The organism is Pseudomonas sp. St29, from assembly GCF_001547915.1.
Taxonomy (GTDB): domain Bacteria; phylum Pseudomonadota; class Gammaproteobacteria; order Pseudomonadales; family Pseudomonadaceae; genus Aquipseudomonas.
In genome coordinates this window covers 6,390,427-6,408,269 of the sequence record NZ_AP014628.1, presented here as the reverse complement: position 1 = coordinate 6,408,269, position 17,843 = coordinate 6,390,427, and the positions used below count along the sequence as shown (strand labels likewise).

At 64.3% G+C, this 17,843-nt stretch carries 19 protein-coding genes; 10 read left to right on the top strand and 9 right to left on the bottom strand.

Features of this window, described 5'->3' with window-relative positions; genetic code table 11:
• Nucleotides 1–131 precede the first annotated feature (131 nt).
• Together PST29_RS28635 and PST29_RS28630 are read right to left on the bottom strand one after the other, a co-directional pair.
• Entirely contained in the window at nucleotides 132–677 is a 546-nt protein-coding gene (locus PST29_RS28635) for a hypothetical protein (RefSeq protein WP_060841560.1), read from the bottom strand.
• 27 nt (nucleotides 678–704) lie between these two features.
• Nucleotides 705–2,135, bottom strand: coding sequence for a coniferyl aldehyde dehydrogenase (locus PST29_RS28630; protein WP_060841559.1), 1,431 nt, complete (start codon nucleotides 2,133–2,135; stop codon nucleotides 705–707).
• 144 nt (nucleotides 2,136–2,279) lie between these two features.
• On the opposite strand from PST29_RS28630, the gene PST29_RS28625 reads away from it, so the two are divergent.
• Together PST29_RS28625 and PST29_RS28620 are read left to right on the top strand one after the other, a co-directional pair.
• Nucleotides 2,280–2,951, top strand: coding sequence for a TetR/AcrR family transcriptional regulator (locus PST29_RS28625; protein WP_060841558.1), 672 nt, complete (start codon nucleotides 2,280–2,282; stop codon nucleotides 2,949–2,951).
• 33 nt (nucleotides 2,952–2,984) lie between these two features.
• Nucleotides 2,985–3,839, top strand: coding sequence for a sulfurtransferase (locus PST29_RS28620; protein ID WP_060841557.1), 855 nt, complete (start codon nucleotides 2,985–2,987; stop codon nucleotides 3,837–3,839).
• 152 nt (nucleotides 3,840–3,991) lie between these two features.
• Here PST29_RS28620 and PST29_RS28615 read toward each other — a convergent pair whose 3' ends face one another.
• From PST29_RS28615 to PST29_RS28595, 5 genes are all read right to left on the bottom strand, one after another.
• Entirely contained in the window at nucleotides 3,992–4,822 is an 831-nt protein-coding gene (locus PST29_RS28615; protein ID WP_060844886.1) for an AraC family transcriptional regulator, read from the bottom strand.
• Nucleotides 4,815–5,816: a hydrolase gene (locus PST29_RS28610; RefSeq protein WP_060844885.1), complete on the bottom strand. Its 1,002-nt coding sequence runs from the start codon at nucleotides 5,814–5,816 to the stop codon at nucleotides 4,815–4,817. Before PST29_RS28610 ends, PST29_RS28615 begins: the two co-directional genes overlap by 8 nt.
• A 74-nt stretch (nucleotides 5,817–5,890) precedes the next feature.
• On the bottom strand, nucleotides 5,891–6,511 hold the full coding sequence (gene rsmD / locus PST29_RS28605; protein ID WP_060844884.1) for a 16S rRNA (guanine(966)-N(2))-methyltransferase RsmD: 621 nt from the start codon (nucleotides 6,509–6,511) through the stop codon (nucleotides 5,891–5,893).
• On the bottom strand, nucleotides 6,511–8,001 hold the full coding sequence (locus tag PST29_RS28600) for a M16 family metallopeptidase (RefSeq protein WP_060844883.1): 1,491 nt from the start codon (nucleotides 7,999–8,001) through the stop codon (nucleotides 6,511–6,513). Before PST29_RS28600 ends, rsmD begins: the two co-directional genes overlap by 1 nt.
• Entirely contained in the window at nucleotides 7,994–9,349 is a 1,356-nt protein-coding gene (locus tag PST29_RS28595; RefSeq protein ID WP_060844882.1) for a M16 family metallopeptidase, read from the bottom strand. Before PST29_RS28595 ends, PST29_RS28600 begins: the two co-directional genes overlap by 8 nt.
• Before the next feature lie 355 nt (nucleotides 9,350–9,704).
• Here PST29_RS28595 and ftsY point away from each other — a divergent pair, with 355 nt between their 5' ends.
• The 4 genes from ftsY to rpoH all read left to right on the top strand — a co-directional run bounded on the left by ftsY (nucleotide 9,705) and on the right by rpoH (nucleotide 13,874).
• Nucleotides 9,705–11,219 (top strand): signal recognition particle-docking protein FtsY, encoded by a 1,515-nt coding sequence (gene ftsY, locus PST29_RS28590; RefSeq protein WP_060844881.1) that lies wholly within the window; start codon nucleotides 9,705–9,707, stop codon nucleotides 11,217–11,219.
• Nucleotides 11,216–11,887: a cell division ATP-binding protein FtsE gene (ftsE, locus tag PST29_RS28585; protein ID WP_060841550.1), complete on the top strand. Its 672-nt coding sequence runs from the start codon at nucleotides 11,216–11,218 to the stop codon at nucleotides 11,885–11,887. Before ftsY ends, ftsE begins: the two co-directional genes overlap by 4 nt.
• A complete protein-coding gene (ftsX, locus tag PST29_RS28580) occupies nucleotides 11,884–12,906 on the top strand; it encodes a permease-like cell division protein FtsX (protein WP_016967615.1) in 1,023 nt (340 codons plus the stop codon). The genes ftsE and ftsX overlap by 4 nt, the downstream gene beginning before the upstream one ends.
• A gap of 113 nt (nucleotides 12,907–13,019) precedes the next feature.
• Nucleotides 13,020–13,874, top strand: a complete 855-nt coding sequence (rpoH, locus tag PST29_RS28575) for an RNA polymerase sigma factor RpoH (protein ID WP_016967616.1) — start codon at nucleotides 13,020–13,022, stop codon at nucleotides 13,872–13,874.
• A gap of 146 nt (nucleotides 13,875–14,020) precedes the next feature.
• On the opposite strand, the gene mtgA is transcribed toward rpoH, so the two are convergent.
• Nucleotides 14,021–14,743 (bottom strand): monofunctional biosynthetic peptidoglycan transglycosylase, encoded by a 723-nt coding sequence (mtgA, locus tag PST29_RS28570; RefSeq protein WP_060841549.1) that lies wholly within the window; start codon nucleotides 14,741–14,743, stop codon nucleotides 14,021–14,023.
• A 74-nt stretch (nucleotides 14,744–14,817) separates the two neighbouring features.
• On the opposite strand from mtgA, the gene PST29_RS28565 reads away from it, so the two are divergent.
• The 4 genes from PST29_RS28565 (at nucleotide 14,818) to trmB (ending at nucleotide 17,161) form a co-directional block, all read left to right on the top strand.
• Complete coding sequence (locus PST29_RS28565; RefSeq protein ID WP_060841548.1) at nucleotides 14,818–15,198, top strand: DUF423 domain-containing protein; 381 nt, start codon at nucleotides 14,818–14,820, stop codon at nucleotides 15,196–15,198.
• A gap of 71 nt (nucleotides 15,199–15,269) precedes the next feature.
• Nucleotides 15,270–15,470: a sulfur carrier protein ThiS gene (gene thiS / locus PST29_RS28560; protein ID WP_060844880.1), complete on the top strand. Its 201-nt coding sequence runs from the start codon at nucleotides 15,270–15,272 to the stop codon at nucleotides 15,468–15,470.
• Between the two features lie 161 nt (nucleotides 15,471–15,631).
• Nucleotides 15,632–16,426, top strand: a complete 795-nt coding sequence (locus tag PST29_RS28555; protein WP_011064024.1) for a thiazole synthase — start codon at nucleotides 15,632–15,634, stop codon at nucleotides 16,424–16,426.
• Nucleotides 16,427–16,435: 9 nt separating this feature from the next.
• Complete coding sequence (trmB, locus tag PST29_RS28550) at nucleotides 16,436–17,161, top strand: tRNA (guanosine(46)-N7)-methyltransferase TrmB (protein ID WP_016967620.1); 726 nt, start codon at nucleotides 16,436–16,438, stop codon at nucleotides 17,159–17,161.
• Nucleotides 17,162–17,251: 90 nt separating this feature from the next.
• Here the strand turns inward: trmB and PST29_RS28545 are convergent, their stop codons facing one another.
• Nucleotides 17,252–17,800, bottom strand: coding sequence for an RNA 2'-phosphotransferase (locus tag PST29_RS28545; protein WP_060844879.1), 549 nt, complete (start codon nucleotides 17,798–17,800; stop codon nucleotides 17,252–17,254).
• Nucleotides 17,801–17,843: the final 43 nt, after the last annotated feature.

The window sequence follows — 17,843 nt, the reverse complement described above, 5'->3', positions numbered from 1 at the left end:
CTGTAGCCGCTGCTGAGCCTGCGAAGCTGCGAAAAGGCCCGCAGGGCCTTGCTTGACGATCCCCAGCCGCTGCCCCATCGCCCCACGAGCGTAGCGCTCGCGCAGCCACTGGCAGCGTCTACACCACCCGATCAGACCTTCGGTGGCCCGGGATAACCGCAATGGGCCCAGGACTCGGGGCGGGTGTACCAGGCCATCATCACCAGTTGCAGCAACGAGGCATGGCCCATGCGCAGCAGGGCCAGGACGCTGTTTTCCCAGCGGCTGAGGAAGTGCCGGATGTCGTCCGCGCTGGCGTTCTCCCAACTGCCCCAGATCCCCGTCAGCGGGCCGCGGGTCACTGCCATGCCCAGCACATCGAACAGTTGCTGGGTGAGCTTGAACATCTCCGGCGAGAGGTGGTTCAGGGCATTGTCCAGGCTGGCCAGGGTGCCCTCGACGGCGGCGGGCATCTTGTCCGCCGCCACCGCGCCTTCGAGCATCACCGGAATCAGCGCCCGCAGGAATGGCAGGTCATGGCTGCGCAGCATGCTGAAACCGCTGGCGGGGGTACTGGCGGAGCAACCGCTGAGGCTGGCGCCGAGCCCGGCGGTGGCCAGGAACGCGCTGGCGCAGAGGCCGATTTTCAGCAGGCCGCGCCGTGACAGCGCGGGTGTTGCAGACAGGCTAGGGGTCATTGTTGTTATTACCCGGCGTTGTACTGGTTAACGAATGAACAGCTTCTGGATGAGCTTCTGGATCGATTTGCCATAGGGCGGGTAGATCAGGCGCGCGGCGTTGAAGCGCTGCTTGATGAACACCCCCTTGGCCTTGCTGAAGGTCAGGAAGCCTTCGTGGCCGTGGTAGTGGCCCATGCCGGACGGGCCGATGCCACCGAACGGCAGGTCGTCCTGGGCCACATGCAGCAGGGTGTCGTTGAGGCACACGCCGCCGGAGTGGGTTTCGTTGAGCACCCGCTGCTGTTCGGCCTTGTCGTAACCGAAGTAGTACAGGGCCAGCGGACGCGGGCGCTGGGTGATGTAGGCAAAGGCCTGATCCAGGGTCCGGTAAGGCACGATGGGCAGGATCGGGCCGAAGATCTCGTCCTGCATCACGCTCATGTCGTCCGTGACGTTGAGCAGCAGGCTGTGGCCCAGGCGGCGCTCCTGGCTCTGCTCGAACAGCGGCACCAGCAGCGCGCCCTTGCTGGTGGCGTCGCTCAGGTAGCCATTGAGCCGGTTCAACTGGCGCTGGTTGATGATCGCGGTGTAGTCGGGGTTGTCCGCCAGGGTCGGAAAGAAGCCGCGGACCGCCTGGCGATAGGCTTCGACAAAGGCGCCGACCCGTTCTTCCGGCACCAGCACGTAGTCCGGGGCGACGCAGGTCTGCCCGGCGTTCAGGGTCTTGCCGAAGGCGATGCGTTCGGCGGCGTCCTTGAGCGGCACGCTGCTGGAGACGATGGCCGGGGATTTGCCGCCCAGTTCCAGGGTCACCGGTGTCAGGTTTTCCGCGGCGGCGCGCATCACGTGCTTGCCGATGCTGGTGGCGCCGGTGAACAGCAGGTGGTCGAAACGCAGCTTGGAAAACGCCATGCCCACTTCGGCCTCGCCCAGCACCACGCACACCAGGTCCTCGGGGAACACCCGCGCCAGCAGTTGCTTGAGCAACTGGCCGGTGGCCGGGGTGGACTCGCTGAGCTTGAGCATCACCCGGTTGCCGGCGGCCAGCGCCCCGACCAGCGGGCCCATGCACAGGTACAGCGGGTAGTTCCACGGCACGATGACCCCGACCACCCCCAGGGGCTGGTAGACCACCTTGGCCGAGGCAGGCTGGAAGGCCAGTCCCACGGCGCGGCGGGACGGCTTCATCCATTTCTTCAGGTGTTTGCGGGCGTAGTGGATGCCGTGCAGGCTGGGCATCAGCTCGGCCAGCAGGGTTTCATCGGCGCTGCGGTTGCTGAAGTCCTGGCTGATGGCGTCGATCAGTGCCTGGCGCTCGTTGTTGAGCAAATCGTGCAGCGACTTGAGCCATTGCTGGCGCTGCGCGGCGGGCGGCATGGGGTTGGCGGCAAAGGCCCGGCGCTGGGCTTCGAACAGTGTTTGCAGCGCGTCCTGTTGCTGAAGGGAATCCTGCAGGTAGGCGATTTCGGCAGACATGGACGGGCTCCGGTTTCAGGGGGTGGCTAGTTTTTTAGAGCTTATGCTCTAAATTGTCAAATACCATCCGGTGCCGGTCGCGATTTATCCCCAGGGGGATAGAACGTAAGATGCACCCCAGCCTTCTGATTAAAGCCCACACCCATGGCCCCACGCATAAAAACCCGCGAACGCATCGTCCAGTTCAGCCTCGAACTCTTCAACCAGCAAGGCGAACGCAACGTCAGCACCAACCACATTGCGGCGCACATGGAGATTTCCCCGGGCAACCTGTACTACCACTTCCCCAATAAGCAGGCGATCATCGCCGTGCTGTTTGCCGAGTACGAAAGCCTGGTGGACAGCTTCCTGCGCCCGCCGCCCGGGCGCGCAGTCACCGTGCAGGACAAGCGCTATTACCTGCAGGCGCTGCTGGCGGCCATGTGGCGCTACCGTTTTCTGCATCGCGACCTGGAGCACCTGCTGGACAGCGACCCGGAACTGGCCGCGCGCTACCGGCGTTTCTCCCAGCGCTGCCTGATCCAGGGCATGGCCATCTACGGGCGCTTCGTCGACGCCGGAATCGTCGCCATGGACAAGGTGCAGATCGAATCCCTGACCCTCAATGCCTGGATCATCCTCACCTCCTGGGTACGCTTTCTGTGCACTACCCGGGAAAACTCCACCCACCTGAGCGAAGAAGCCATCAAGCGCGGCGTCTATCAGGTGCTGGTGCTGGAAGCCGGCTTTGTCACCGAGCAGGCCCGTGAAGCGGTCAATGCGCTGTTCGAAGAGTTTTACGTGCCCCTGGCCCAAGCCCTGGAAGAAGTGCAGTAGGATCAACCTCCGACTTATTCACAGGAGCCCGCTATGCCCCTTGCGCAGTTGATCAGCCCGCTTGCCCTGGACCAGAAGAAGCAGCAGCCCGGCCTGGTGATTCTGGATTGTCGCTTTGCCCTGGAAGACCCCGATTACGGCCAGCGCAGCTACGCCAACGGACATATTGCCGGGGCGCATTTCGCCGATCTGAACCGCGACCTGAGCGCACCGGTGATCAAGGGCGTGACCGGCCGGCATCCGTTGCCGGATCCCGCGCAGTTGCTGGCGCGCCTGCGGGCCTGGGGCATCGATAACGACAGCCAGATCGTGCTCTATGACGACGGTCCCGGTGCCTACGCTGCTCGCGCCTGGTGGTTGCTGGCCTGGCTGGGCAAGCGTGATGGCGTGTTCATTCTCGATGGCGGCCTCAACGCCTGGCACGCCGCCGGTCTGCCCCTGAGCCTGGATGCCCCCGACAGTGTGAGCGGGCACTTCAGCGGTCAGCCCGATCACGCTTTGCTGCTGGATGCCGAGCACCTGAAGCAGCGTCTGGGCCAGCCAGACCTGACCTTGCTGGACGCCCGGGCCTTGCCGCGTTTTCGCGGTGACGTGGAGCCGATCGATCCGGTGGCCGGGCACATTCCCGGGGCGCAATGCGCGGCGTTCACGGACAACCTGGACAGCGACGGGCGCTTTTTGCCGGCGCAGCAGCTCAAGCAGCGTTTTGCCGAAAAACTCGCCGGGCGTTCTCCGGAGCACTTGGTGGCTTACTGCGGCTCCGGGGTCACCGCCTGCCACAACCTGTTCGCCTTGTGCCTGGCCGGCTATCCCCTGGCGCGGCTGTATGCCGGGTCGTGGAGCGAGTGGATCACCGATGCCCAGCGGCCTGTCGCCACGGGCGACTGACGGGCTGCCCCGGTCGGCCTCTTCGCTGGCAAGCCAGCGCCTATGATCCGCAGGCCCCCACGAACCTGTAGGAGCGAGCTTGCTCGCGAAAGCGTCGACAGGGACGGGTGGGCGGCAGCAGGCGCGAACGTGCTCGCGAAAGCCGCGCCGTCCTACTGCAGGACGGCGCTGCGATAAGCCGCCGGCGCCACCCCATAGACCTGCTTGAACTGTCGACTCAGGTGACTCTGGTCGGCAAATCCCAATTGCGTGGCCACTTCCAGCGGCAGGCAGCCATCGCGCAACAGGGCTCGGGCCTTGGCGATGCGCTGCTGCATCAGCCAGGTGTGGGGCGGAATCCCGGTGGCCCGGCGAAACACCCGGGCGAAGTGGAATGGCGACAGGTTCACCGCCGCCGCCAACTCTTCCAGTGACGGCGGCGCGGCCAGTTGCGAGTGCAGCAATTCCTTGGCCTGGACAATTGCCCGGTGCTCTTGCCCGGGCGCACCCGGCGCCCTGACCCCGGCGTGTCGCTGCAACAGCAAGAGCAGCATTTCCCGCCATTGGGTCTGTTGCTGCAGGGCGGTGGCCGGGCTTTCCAGCAGGTGGTGCAGGCGGGCAAACCCCTGCACCAGGTCCGGGTCGCGATACAGGGTCGCGCCGAAGGTCGGCAGGCTGCCGTTGGGCAGCTCCAGTTCGCCCAGCAGGCCGAGGATCTGCCGGTTGTCCGGGTAGAAGGCCCGGTACAGCCAGCCGTCCTCGACGCCCTTGGCACCGGTGTGCAGTTCGTCCGGGTTGATCAGCACCAGGGTGCCGCTGCCCGCCAGGTGCTCGGCCCCGCGATAGCGGTAGCGCTGGGCGCCGGCCATGATCATGCCGATCACATAGCCCTCGTGCACATGAGGCACGAAGCGCTGTTCGATATAGCGCGCGGCCAGCAACTCGACCCCGGCCAGGGGCTCGGTCTGCCAGAAACGGATCGACTCCCGGGTGGACTTAGCCATGGCGGTCCAGGTCCATCAGCCATTGCGGAATGCGCTGTTCCAGGTAGTAGCGCGGATGTTTCAGGCTGCCACCGACAAAACCCACGTGGCCGCCCTTGGCCTGCAGCTCGAAGCGGGTGCTGGCGGACAGTTCACGGGCTTCGGGCAGGCTGTGGCGAAACACGAAAGGGTCGTCCGCGGCCTGGATGATCAGGGTCGGGGTGCGGATTTCGCCGAGAAAATAGCGGCTGGAGGCGCGGCGGTAGTAATCCTGGGCATCGGCAAAGCCGTGCAGCGGCGCGGTGACCCGGCCGTCGAAATCCCAGAAGGTGCGCATCTTGGTCAGCGGGCCCAGTTGCGCCAGGGTGGCCAGGCCGTCGTGGCGGCCGTCGTGCTGGAACTGGCGCTGCTTGTCCTTGATGTAGGCCAGCATCTCGCGCATGAAGTGCGCCTGGTAAATCTTCGAAAAGCCCTGGCCGATGCGGTCGGCGCACTGGTCCAGGCGAAACGGCACCGATACCGCCGTGGCGCCCTGCAACGGGCTTTCGCTGCCGCTTTCCCCCAGGTACTTGAGCAGCACATTGCCCCCCAGCGAATAGCCCACCGCATACAGCGGCGCCTGAGGGCGCTGGGCCCGCAGGTGGGCGATGGCCGCAGCCAGGTCTTCGCTGGCGCCGGAGTGGTAGCTGCGCGGCAGCAGGTTGGGTTCGCCGGAGCAGCCGCGCCAGTTCAGGGCCGCGCTGGCCCAGCCCCGAGCGGCGAGGGCCTGTTGCAGGCCGGTCACATAAGGCGAGTTGGACGAGCCGGTCAGACCATGCAGCACCAGCACCAGCGGGGCTTCGGCGCTATGGGGGCCGTGCCAGTCCAGATCGAGAAAGTCGCCGTCATCCAGCCACAGGCGTTCGCGCTGGCGCTCTAGCTCAGTGGCCGGGCGCCACAGCGGGCCCCACAGGGTCTGCAGGTGCGGGTTGCCAAGGCCGAAGGCGGGGATGAAACGATCAGGCGAGTCGGGCACGGGGAGGATCTCGATGCAGCGGCGCGCAGCCCGGGCGGGGGGCGCGCCTTGTTCCGGCCGAACGTAGGCGGGTGCTACGCGGCGTTGTCTGCCATACGTTGCCACAGCGAGTAGTACACCTGCCCGGATTTTTGTTCACGGTGCAGGCGCCAGCGCCCGGGCAGGCCCAGGGTTGATGGCGCGGTTTCGCTTTCGGTGTAGATCCAGGCGTCGTCCGCCAGCCAGCCGTGCTCTTCCAGCAGGGCGCAGGCGGCGGGCAGCAGGTTCTGGTTGAACGGCGGGTCGAGGAAGGCCAGGTCGAACGGCGTCGCCGGCTGGGTTTCCAGGTAGCGCAGGGCGTCGGCGGTCTGCGCCTGGCCCACGGTGCAACGCAGGGTGCCCAGGTGCTCGCGCAGGCTGGAGATGGCTACGCTGCTGCTGTCCAGGGCCAGGCCCGTGGCGGCGCCACGGGACAGGGCTTCGAGGAACACCGCGCCGCTGCCGGCGAACAGGTCGATGACCTTGGCCCCGGCGACATAGGGCGCCAGCCAATTGAACAGGGTTTCGCGCACCCGGTCCGGGGTCGGGCGCAGGCCCGGCAGATCGGGAAAGCTCAGTTTGCGGCTGCGCCATTCGCCGCCGATGATGCGCAGCTGGCCCACGCCATTGTGCTGGTTATGGACGGGTTTCTTGCTGGGACGGGCTGGACGGGCCATCAGTGCTCCGGAACCCCGAGCGGCTGCTCGGCGGGTTTGTCAGTGGGGGGCGGCAACGGCTTTTGCGCGACGGTGGGGCCGGCGCTGACGATGACCATCTTGTCGACACTCAGGTGCTTGTTCATGGCGGCCTTGACCTGTTCCACCGTCAGTTCCTGGGATTGACGCATGAAGTCTTCCAGGTAGCTCAACGGCAGATTGTAGAAGCCCATGGCCCCCAACTGGCCGACGATATCGGCGTTGCTGGCGGTGGACAGCGGGAAGCTGCCGGCCAGTTCACGCTTGGCGTCGTCCAGTTCCTTCTGGGTCGGGCCGTTCTTCAGGTAGTCGGCGAACACGTCCTGCACCAGTTTCAGGGTGCCTTCGCTCATTTCCGCGCGGGTCTGCAGGTTGATCATGAACGGGCCGCGGGCCTGCATCGGGGTGAAGGCGGAGTAGACGCCGTAGGTCAGGCCGCGTTTCTCGCGCACTTCGCTCATCAGCCGGGTGCCGAAACCGCCGCCGCCGAGGATCTGGTTGCCCAGGGATACGGCGGCGTAGTCGGGATCGTCACGGTCGATGCCCAGCTGCGCCAGCATCAGGTTGGTCTGGCTCGACGGGAATTCGATATGGCCGATGCTGGCCTTGGGTTCGGTGGGTTGCTCGACCTTGGCCAGGGCCGGGCCTTTGGGCAGGGCGGCGGAAACCTGCGCGGCAATCGCTTCGGCGTCGCTGCGCGAGAGGTCGCCGACCAGGGCGATCACCACGTTGCCGGCGGTGTAGGCCTTGGCGTGGAAGGCCTGCAGTTGCGCCAGGCTGATGCCCGGAACGCTCTTGGCATTGCCTTCGCTGGCGTGTGCATAGGGATGAGTGCCGTACAGGCGCTGCATCAGTTCCAGGCTGGCCAGCTTGCCGGGGTTCTGCTTCTGGTATTCGAAACCGGCGAGCAGCTGGTTCTTGATCCGCGCCAGGGAGTCGGCAGGGAAGGTCGGCTTGCCCACCACTTCGGCGAACAGCTTCAGCGCCGGTTCGCGTTTATCCACGGCGCTGAGGCTGCGCAGCGAGACCACGGCCATGTCCTTGTAGGCGCCGTTGCCGATATCCGCGCCCAGGCTCTCGAAGCCCCGAGCGATGGCGCCCACATCCTTGCCGGGCACGCCTTCGTTGAGCATGGCGTTGGTCAGCAGGGCCAGGCCGGAGGTGCTGCCGTCCTGGCTGCTGCCGGCGGCGAAGATCAGGCGCATGTCGAACATCGGCAGCTCGCGGGCTTCGACGAACAGCACCTTGGCGCCTTCGGCGGTGTTCCAGGTCTGCACATTGAGGTTGCGATGGCTGGGGGCCTTGCCATCCAGCTCGGCCAGGGATTGCAGCTTCTGGCTACTCTTGGCCTTGTCCAGGGCCTGGCTGGCATTGCTCTCGCCGGAGCGCGACAGGTACAGGCCACCGGCGGTGAGCAGGGCGACCAGGGCCAGGCCCAGCAGGACCGGTGAAGCATTCTTGCGCTTACTCATGAGCGGACTCCTCAGGCAGTACGTGGGCCACGCTCATACGCTCCCGGGTGAAATAGGTGCGGGCGGCCTTCTGGATGTCTTCCGGGGTCACGCTTTGCAGTTCCGCCAGCTCGGTGTCCATCAGCTTCCATGACAGGCCGACGGTTTCCAGCTGGCCGATGGCGCTGGCCTGGCTGGTGATGGAGTCACGCTCGTAGACCAGCCCGGCAATCACTTGGGCCCGCACCCGCTCCAGTTCCTCGGCGGACGGCGGGGTGGTCTTGAGTTGGTCCAGCATGCGCCACAGCCCGGCTTCGGCCTGGGCGATGGTTTTCTTCTTTTGGCTGTTGGGGGTGGCCGAGAGCATGAACAGGCTGTCGCCCCGGGTGTAGGCGTCGTAGCTGGTGGAACCGTTGGACAGCAGCTCTTCGCCGCGCTCCAGCTGGGTCGGGATGCGCGCGCTGTAGCCGCCGTCCAGCAGAGCCGCGGCCAGGCGCAGGGCGTGCACCGAGCGCTGGTCCTCGGCGGTGGCGATGCTGGGCACGTTGAAGGCCAGCATCAGGCTCGGCAGTTGGGTCTTCACGTGCAGGGTGATCAGGCGCTCGCCGGGTTCGGCCAGCTCCATGGGGATCTTCGCCGGTGGCACGTCACGCTTGGGGATGGCGCCGAAGTAACGCTGGGCCAGGGTCTTCACTTCGTCGGGGGTGACGTCGCCGACCACCACCAGGGTGGCGTTGTTCGGCACGTACCAGGCCTGGTACCAGTGGCGCAGTTCCTCGACCTTCATCCGGTTCAGGTCGGCCATCCAGCCGATGGTCGGCGTGTGGTAGCCGCTGGCCGGGTAGGCCATGGCCTTGAAGCGCTCGTAGGCCTTGGACAGCGGCTTGTCGTCGGTACGCAGGCGGCGTTCTTCCTTGATCACTTCGATCTCGCGGGCGAACTCGTCGGCCGGCAGGCGCAGGCTGGCCATGCGATCGGCTTCCAGCTCCAGGGCCACGCCCAGACGGTCGCGGGCCAGGACCTGGTAATAGGCGGTGAAATCGTCGCTGGTGAAGGCGTTCTCTTCGGCGCCCAGGTCCCGCAGGATCAACGAGGCCTCGCCGGGGCCGACCTTCTCGCTGCCCTTGAACATCATGTGTTCCAGGGCGTGGGACAAACCGGTCTGGCCCGGGGTTTCGTAGCTGGAGCCGACCTTGTACCAGACCTGGGACACCACCACCGGCGCGCGATGATCTTCGCGGACCACGACCTTGAGGCCGTTGTCGAGGGTGAATTCGTGGGTGGGTTGCGGGTCGGCAGCCAGGGCTGCAAGGGGCAGACAAACTGTGCTGAGCAGCAGGCCTGCGGCGCGGCGGGCTAGAGCATTCATTCGTTTTTAAACCTGTTGGGCTGCCCGCGTGTTCTTAGCGTCAGCGGGCGAGGAGGTGCTAGGATACTGATCCGTTTTACTGGCGGCCACGCCTATCAGGTCTTCGCGGATCAGCAGGTACTTGAGCAGGTTGTATGAGTTACCGGCAATAAGCCTTGATTTGTCAGCTAAACTGCGACTTTTCGCCGATTTTGCCGTTCCAGTCCTTTAGTAAAATCGCTCCTTGAAGTGCTTTTGGGCATTTCGACAACATGTTGCGCGTGAACAAGCTGGAATAAACACAGTCTGTTCTGCATCGAATATTTATTTACCGAGGCGCCCAGTGGCGCATCGCTACCTTGAGATAGCCGTCTCCATGTTTGGTTCCAACGACGACAAAAAGACCCCAGCCGCGGCTGGCGAGAAGAAAGGCCTGTTCGGATGGCTGCGCAAAAAGCCGCAGGAACCCGTCGTCGAACAGCCGCAAGTGCCTGTCGAGCCAGCGCCGGCTCCGGTCATTGAAACCGCCCCCAGCGTAGCCCCGAGCGAGCCGGTGGTGCTGTCGACCGGCGAGCCGGTGCTGCAACTCCAGGTCGAGGCTGAGCCGGTAGCAGCCGTCGCCCCCGAGCTGCCCCTGACTCCGAGCCCGGAGCACAAGCCCTGGCTGACGCTGCCGGTAGCGGAAGAGCCGGTGGCCCTGGTGGAGGATACGCAGGCAGAACATGTCACGCCGCCGATCCCGGCCTTGAGCGCGGCGCCCGAGCCGGTTGTCGAGGCGGTTGTCACCCCGGCCCCGGTGATCGAGGTGCAGGCTCCGCTGGCCCCGGCGCCGGTCGCCCCCGAGCCTGTCGCTCCTGCTCCTGCTCCTGCTCCTGCTCCTGCTCCTGCTCCTGTTGCCGAGCCGGTTGCCCAGGTGGCGGAGCCTGTGGTCGATCCGGTCCGTCCTGCTGAAGAGAACAAGGTCGGTTTCTTCGCCCGTTTGAAGCAGGGCCTGTCCAAGACCAGCGCCAGTATCGGCGAAGGCATGGCCAGTCTGTTCCTGGGCAAGAAGGCCATCGATGACGAGTTGCTCGAAGACCTGGAAACCCGTTTGCTGACCGCCGACGTCGGGGTCGAAGCCACGTCGGTGATCATCCAGAACCTGACCCAGAAGGTGGCGCGCAAGCAGCTCACCGATTCCGACGCGCTCTACGCTTCGTTGCAGGCCGAACTCACCAGCATGCTCAAGCCGGTGGAGCAGCCGCTGAAAATCGTCGCCCAGAACAAGCCTTTCGTGATCCTGGTGGTGGGCGTCAACGGTGCAGGCAAGACCACCACCATCGGCAAGCTGGCGAAGAAGCTGCAGCTGGAAGGCAAGAAAGTCATGCTGGCGGCCGGCGACACCTTCCGCGCCGCAGCGGTGGAGCAACTGCAGGTTTGGGGTGAGCGCAACAAGATCCCGGTGATCGCCCAGCACACCGGTGCCGATTCCGCCTCGGTGATCTTCGATGCGGTGCAGGCGGCCAAGGCCCGTGGCATTGACGTGCTGATCGCTGACACGGCAGGGCGCCTGCACACCAAAGACAACCTGATGGAAGAACTGAAGAAAGTCCGTCGGGTGATCGGCAAACTGGATGCCGACGCGCCCCACGAGGTGCTGCTGGTGCTGGACGCCGGTACTGGCCAGAACGCCATCAACCAGGCCAAGCAATTCAACCAGACCGTGGAATTGACCGGCCTGGCCCTGACCAAGCTCGATGGCACTGCCAAGGGCGGGGTGATCTTCGCCCTGGCCAAGCAGTTCGGTCTGCCGATCCGTTATATCGGGGTCGGTGAAGGCATCGATGACCTGCGTACCTTTGAAGCCGAACCCTTTGTCCAGGCACTGTTTGCCGAGCGGGAGCGTTCATGATTCGTTTCGAACAGGTCGGTAAGCGCTATCCCAACGGCCACGTTGGTCTGCATGAGCTGAGCTTTCGCGTCCGTCGTGGCGAATTCCTGTTTGTCACCGGCCACTCCGGCGCCGGTAAGAGCACCTTGCTGCGCCTGCTGCTGGCCATGGAGCGTCCGACGTCGGGCAAGCTGCTGCTGGCCGGCCAGGATCTGGGGCAGATCAGCAATGCGCAGATCCCTTTCCTGCGGCGCCAGATCGGCGTGGTGTTCCAGAACCACCAGCTGTTGTTCGATCGCACGGTGTTCAATAACGTCGCGCTGCCGCTGCAGATCCTTGGGCTGTCCAAGGCGGAAATCGCCAAGCGGGTGGACTCGGCCCTGGAGCGCGTGGCGCTGTCGGACAAGGCCGACCTGTACCCCGGCGATCTGTCCACCGGCCAGCAACAGCGCGTGGGCATTGCCCGGGCCATCGTCCATCGTCCAGCCTTGCTGCTGGCGGACGAGCCCACCGGTAACCTCGACCCGCGTCTTGCGGCGGAAATCATGGGCGTGTTCGAAGATATCAACCGCCTGGGCACCAGCGTGCTGATCGCCAGTCACGACCTGGCACTGATCGCGCGCATGCGTCACCGCATGCTGACCCTGCAGCGCGGCCGATTGATCGGTGATGGGGAGGCCGGCGTATGAGTGCAACACGTACCCCTAAAGTGGCGGAGCGCGTGGCGCCCAAGGCCTCCGAGGCGCCGCCGCCGAAGAAAAAACGCGACGAGGACGACGGTCCGGATTTCGCCACCCTGCTGCACGCCTGGATCGAAAGCCATCGTGCCAGCCTGCTGGACAGCCTGCGGCGCCTGGGCAAGCAGCCCATCGGCAGCTTCTTTACCTGCCTGGTGATGGCCGTGGCCCTGAGCCTGCCCATGGGCCTGTCGCTGCTGCTCAACAACGTCGAGCGCCTGGGCGGTTCCTGGCAGCGTGCGGCGCAGATTTCGCTGTACCTGGAGCTGGGCGCCTCGGCGGCCGAGGGCGAGAAACTCAGTACCGAGATCAAGGGCCTGCCCGGGGTTGCGGATGCCGAGTTCATCAGCAAGGAAAAGGCCCTGGAAGAGTTCCAGCAGCAGTCCGGGCTGGGCGAGGCCTTGCGCGAGTTGCCGCACAACCCGTTGCCGGGTGTGGTGCTGGTGACGCCGAACGAAGTGGACAAGGCTACGCTGGAAGCCTTGCGCCAGCGTTTGGCGGACATGCCCAAGGTGCAACTGGCGCAGCTGGACCTGGTCTGGGTCGAGCGACTGGCGGCCATCCTCAAGCTGGGGGACCGTTTTGTCTTCGGTCTGACGGTGTTGTTGGTTTCTGCATTACTTTTGGTGATAGGCAATACCATTCGTCTTCATATTGAAAACCGCCGCACCGAGATAGAAGTGATTAAACTCGTCGGCGGCACGGACAGCTATGTACGACGTCCCTTCCTTTATATGGGCGCGCTGTATGGCTTCGGTGCGGGGATTCTGTCCTGGGGGGTACTGGCGTTCGGCCTGGACTGGTTGAACGACGCGGTGGTCGGTCTGGCCGGCCTGTATGGCAGTGATTTTGCCCTTGCAGGAGTACCGGTTGCCGATGGTCTGTCGCTCTTGCTTGGGGCGGTGCTGTTGGGTTATATCGGTGCGTGGATTGCGGTGGCCCGCCACCTGAGGGAGCTGGCACCGAAGTAATGTCTTTTTGCTTGTATTGACCTTTCTGAATATTTGGGAACTTGTTTCGCGGTTTCCGGTCAATTTTCGCAGTGCTGAACTGCACGAGTTATGTGAGTCGGAGGTTTTTTCGTATGACCACTTCTTTGCAACCTGCTTACGCACTGGTTCCAGGCGCAAACCTGGAGGCCTATGTGCACACGGTGAACAGCATTCCATTGCTGACGCCCGAGCAGGAGCGTGAACTGGCCGAGAGTCTCTACTATGAGCAGGATCTTGAGGCGGCTCGGCAGATGGTGCTCGCCCACCTGCGTTTTGTCGTACATATCGCCCGCAGCTATTCCGGCTACGGGCTGGCCCAGGCCGACCTGATCCAGGAAGGCAACGTTGGCCTGATGAAAGCCGTGAAGCGCTTTAACCCGGAAATGGGCGTGCGCCTGGTGTCCTTTGCCGTGCACTGGATCAAGGCGGAGATTCACGAGTTCATCCTGCGTAACTGGCGGATTGTCAAAGTCGCGACCACCAAGGCTCAGCGCAAGCTGTTCTTCAATCTGCGCAGCCAGAAGAAGCGCCTGGCCTGGCTGAACAACGAAGAAGTGCACCGTGTGGCGGAAAGCCTGGGCGTCGAGCCCCGTGAAGTGCGCGAGATGGAAAGCCGGCTGACCGGCCAGGACATGGCCTTCGATCCAGCGGCTGAAGCGGATGACGACAGCGCTTTCCAATCGCCGGCCAATTACCTGGAAGACCATCGCTACGATCCGGCCCTGCAACTGGAAGATGCCGATTGGAGCGACAACTCCACCCACAACCTGCACGAAGCGCTGGAAGTGCTGGACGAACGCAGCCGCGACATTCTCTACCAGCGCTGGCTGGCCGAAGAAAAAGCCACGCTGCACGACCTGGCGCAGAAGTATAACGTTTCCGCCGAGCGTATCCGCCAGCTGGAAAAGAGCGCGATGAACAAGCTGAAGCTGTCCATCGCCGCTTGAGTCTGCAGCGTCATGCAAAACGCCCCGAGATGATCGGGGCGTTTTTGTTTGTGCGGCTGTCGCAGGCGCCGGCTTGGCGGCGAAACCCTGGCCCAACGTCCCTCTCGAACCCGCTCAGGCAGGGCAGGCGCTAGGCCGAATGCGGATTACTCCGCCCAGGGCGCCTTGCGCGACTCGTTCAATCGATTCAGATAATCGGCGCCACCGAGCAGGCTCATCTGTCGCCGAACCCAGCCGGCCCGCTGCAGCACATATGTACTGGGTCGCGCAGCGCTCAGCACCCGTGGATTGGGCAGCACCGCGGCCAGCAGGCTGGCCTGCTGGCGCGACAGATTGGCCGCGCTGACGCCGAAATGATGGCGTGCGGCGGCCTCGGCGCCGAACACCCCTTCATCCCACTCGGCGCTGTTGAGGTAGACCTCGAGAATCCGCTGCTTGGGCCAGAGCACCTCGATCAGGGCAGTGAACCAGGCTTCCAGGCCCTTGCGCAGGTAGCTGCGGCCGGACCACAGGAACAGGTTCTTCGACACTTGCTGGCTCAGGGTGCTGGCACCGCGGATCGAGCCGCCACGTTCGTTGTGGGCCAGGGCCGCCTGGATCGCATCGATATCGAAGCCCCAGTGATCGGGGAATTTCTGATCCTCGCTGGCGATTACCGCCACCTTGAGGTTGTCGGAGATGTCGTCCCAGGGTTTCCAGGTGCGCTGCAGGTCGATGGGGTCGTTGTCGATCCAGGATTCGATCTTGCGTTCCACCATCAGGGCGGTGCCCGGTGGCGGCACGAAGCGAAACAGCAGCACCAGCAGCACGCTGCCGACCAGGAACCACATCAAGGCTTTTACAAGGCGACGAAACAGATAACGCAGCATAGAGATGGCTTGGCCGAACCCGTTGAGCGCGCCATTATACAGACCCTTTGCCCTGAATCTGACTGGAGTTCCTCATGCTGCGTGGCTTCCTGATGCTGGCCGCCTTCTTCGGTTTTACCGGGGTTGCCCTCGGCGCCTTCGCCGCCCACGGCCTGAAAAACCGCCTGAGCACGGAATACCTGGCGATTTTTCATACAGGCGTGACCTACCAGCTGGTGCACACCCTGGCCCTGTTCGGCGTCGCCTTGCTGGCAGCCCATGTTCCCGGGCGGCTGGTGACCTGGGCTGGCGCCGCGTTCACCCTGGGCATCCTGCTGTTCTCCGGCAGCCTGTATCTGTTGACCCTGAGCGGCATCGGCAAGCTGGGCATCATCACCCCCTTCGGCGGTCTGGCCTTCCTTGTCGGCTGGTTGCTGCTGGGGCTCGCCGCCTGGCGCCTGCAAGTCGCCGGCTGACGCTTGTAGCTGACCTTTGGGTCACGATCGGGCTAGAATGCTGGCCCCTAAAAATGATGGCGGCTTCGAGCATGCGCATTCAGTTGAACGGTGAATCCTTTGAACTGCCCGACGGCTCGACCGTTGCGGCCCTGCTGAGCCAGCTGCAATTGAGCGGCCGGCGGATCGCGGTGGAACTCAATCTGGATATCGTTCCGCGCAGCCAGCACGCCGAGACGGCCCTCAGCGAGGGCGATCAGGTGGAAGTGGTCCACGCCATCGGCGGCGGCTAGCCGCTGGCCTCGACAGCGCTGGCGCTCACCGCGCAGCGCCCAGGCCCGCCGCCGGGCCCTCTCATGGACGACTGCGTTCAGCGGCCCCGGAGCCCGGGTCAGCAGCGCCCCGGGCCTGATACAGAATTCTGCAAGAACCTCACCCCAACAGAGGATTTCCGATGAGCAACGTTCGTAGTGACAAGCCTTTCGTCCTGGCCGGTCGGACGTACCAGTCGCGTTTGCTGGTAGGTACCGGCAAGTACCGCGACATGGAAGAAACCCGCCTGGCCATCGAGGCCTCGGGTGCCGAGATCGTCACCGTCGCCGTGCGCCGGACCAATATCGGCCAGAACCCGGGCGAACCGAACCTGCTGGATATCCTGCCGCCGGATCGCTACACCATCCTGCCCAACACCGCCGGTTGCTATGACGCGGTGGAAGCGGTGCGCACCTGCCGCCTGGCCCGTGAGCTGCTCGATGGCCACAACCTGGTGAAGCTGGAAGTCCTGGCGGACCAGAAGACCCTGTTTCCCAACGTGCTGGAAACCCTCAAGGCCGCCGAAGTGCTGGTCAAGGAAGGGTTCGACGTCATGGTCTACACCAGCGACGACCCGATCATCGCCCGCCAGCTGGCGGAAATGGGCTGCATCGCGGTCATGCCGCTGGCCGGCCTGATCGGCACCGGGCTGGGGATCTGCAACCCGTACAACCTGCAGATCATTCTTGAAGAAGCCAAGGTTCCGGTGCTGGTGGATGCCGGTGTCGGCACCGCTTCCGATGCCACCATCGCCATGGAGCTGGGCTGTGAAGCGGTGCTGATGAACTCGGCCATCGCCCACGCGCAGCAGCCGGTCATGATGGCCGAAGCCATGAAACACGCGATTGTTGCGGGCCGCCTGGCGTACCTCGCCGGTCGCATGCCGAAGAAACTCTATGCCAGCGCCTCTTCGCCGCTGGATGGTCTGATCAAGTAAGAGCCATTGATGACTGAATCAAACGACACGCCAATCCAGCCGGAAGCCGGCGACGAGCGCCAACACCGCCGCATCAAGAGTTTTGTGATGCGCGCCGGGCGCATGACCGAAGGCCAGCAGCGCGGCCTGGACCAGGGCGCACCGCTGTACGTGCTGCCCCTGGCTGACGCCCCGGTGGACTACGACCAGGTGTTCGGCCGCTCGGCGCCGCGCTCCCTGGAAATCGGCTTCGGCATGGGCCACTCGCTGCTGGAAATGGCCGCGGCGGCCCCGGAGCAGGATTTCATCGGCGTGGAAGTTCACCGTCCGGGTGTCGGCGCGCTGCTCAATGGCGTGCTGACCCAGGGCCTGACCAACCTGCGGGTCTACGATTGCGACGCGATTGAAGTGCTCAACCGCTGCATCGCCGACAACAGCCTGGACCGGCTGATGCTGTTCTTCCCCGATCCATGGCACAAGAGCCGGCACCACAAGCGCCGCATCGTCCAGGCCTCCTTCGCCGAGCTGGTGCGCAGCAAGCTCAAGGTCGGCGGCATTCTGCACATGGCCACCGACTGGGAGCCCTATGCCGAATACATGCTGGAAGTGATGAACGTTGCCCCGGGTTATCGCAACCTGGCCGAAGACGGCAAGTGCGTACCGCGCCCGGCCGAACGCCCGATCACCAAGTTCGAGCGTCGTGGCGAGCGCCTGGGGCATGGCGTGTGGGATCTGAAGTTCGAAAAAATCGACTGAGCCGGACTCGCTGTTGTAGGAGCTGGCCGGGCGGCGTTCCGCTTGCCAGCGAAGAGGCCGGTAAGGACGTCTTCGCCAGCAAGCTGGCTCCTACAGGGCTTGGATGAAACTGACCGGCACCTGGTCGGTCAGCCACACCCCATTCTCGGCCTGATAGAAACTGAAGCCTTGGGCCTGCATGGCCTGGGCGTCGATCTGCAGGATCACCACCTTGCCATAGCGCTGGCCCACGGCCTTGGCGGTGTCGATCTCCTGGGACAGGTGCACGTGATGCCGTGAACCAGGGATCAGCCCCTTCTCATTGATCGAATCCATGAAGCGCGTGGCGGTGCCGTGGTAGAGCACGGCGGGCGGTTGCTTTGCCTCAAGCTGCAATTGCACGGTCTTGTTGGAATGCCCCTGAACGGCACGAATCCGCTGGCCGTCAGCCGAGAGGGCGAAGCGCTTCTTGTCATTACCTTCGACGACTCGCTCGATCAGTTCCCGGCTCAGTTGCCGGCCGCCCTTGGCGGCGCCGCTGATCAGCGCTTCGATATCGCCCCAGCCTTCACTATCCAGTTCCAGGCCGATGGCCTGGGGCTCGTGGCGCAGCACGTAGCTGAGGAATTTGCTGGTGTCCTCGATAACTTTCTTGCTCATGTTCTTCCTTGATAACGGGGGCAGCCGTTGGATTGCGTTCGCC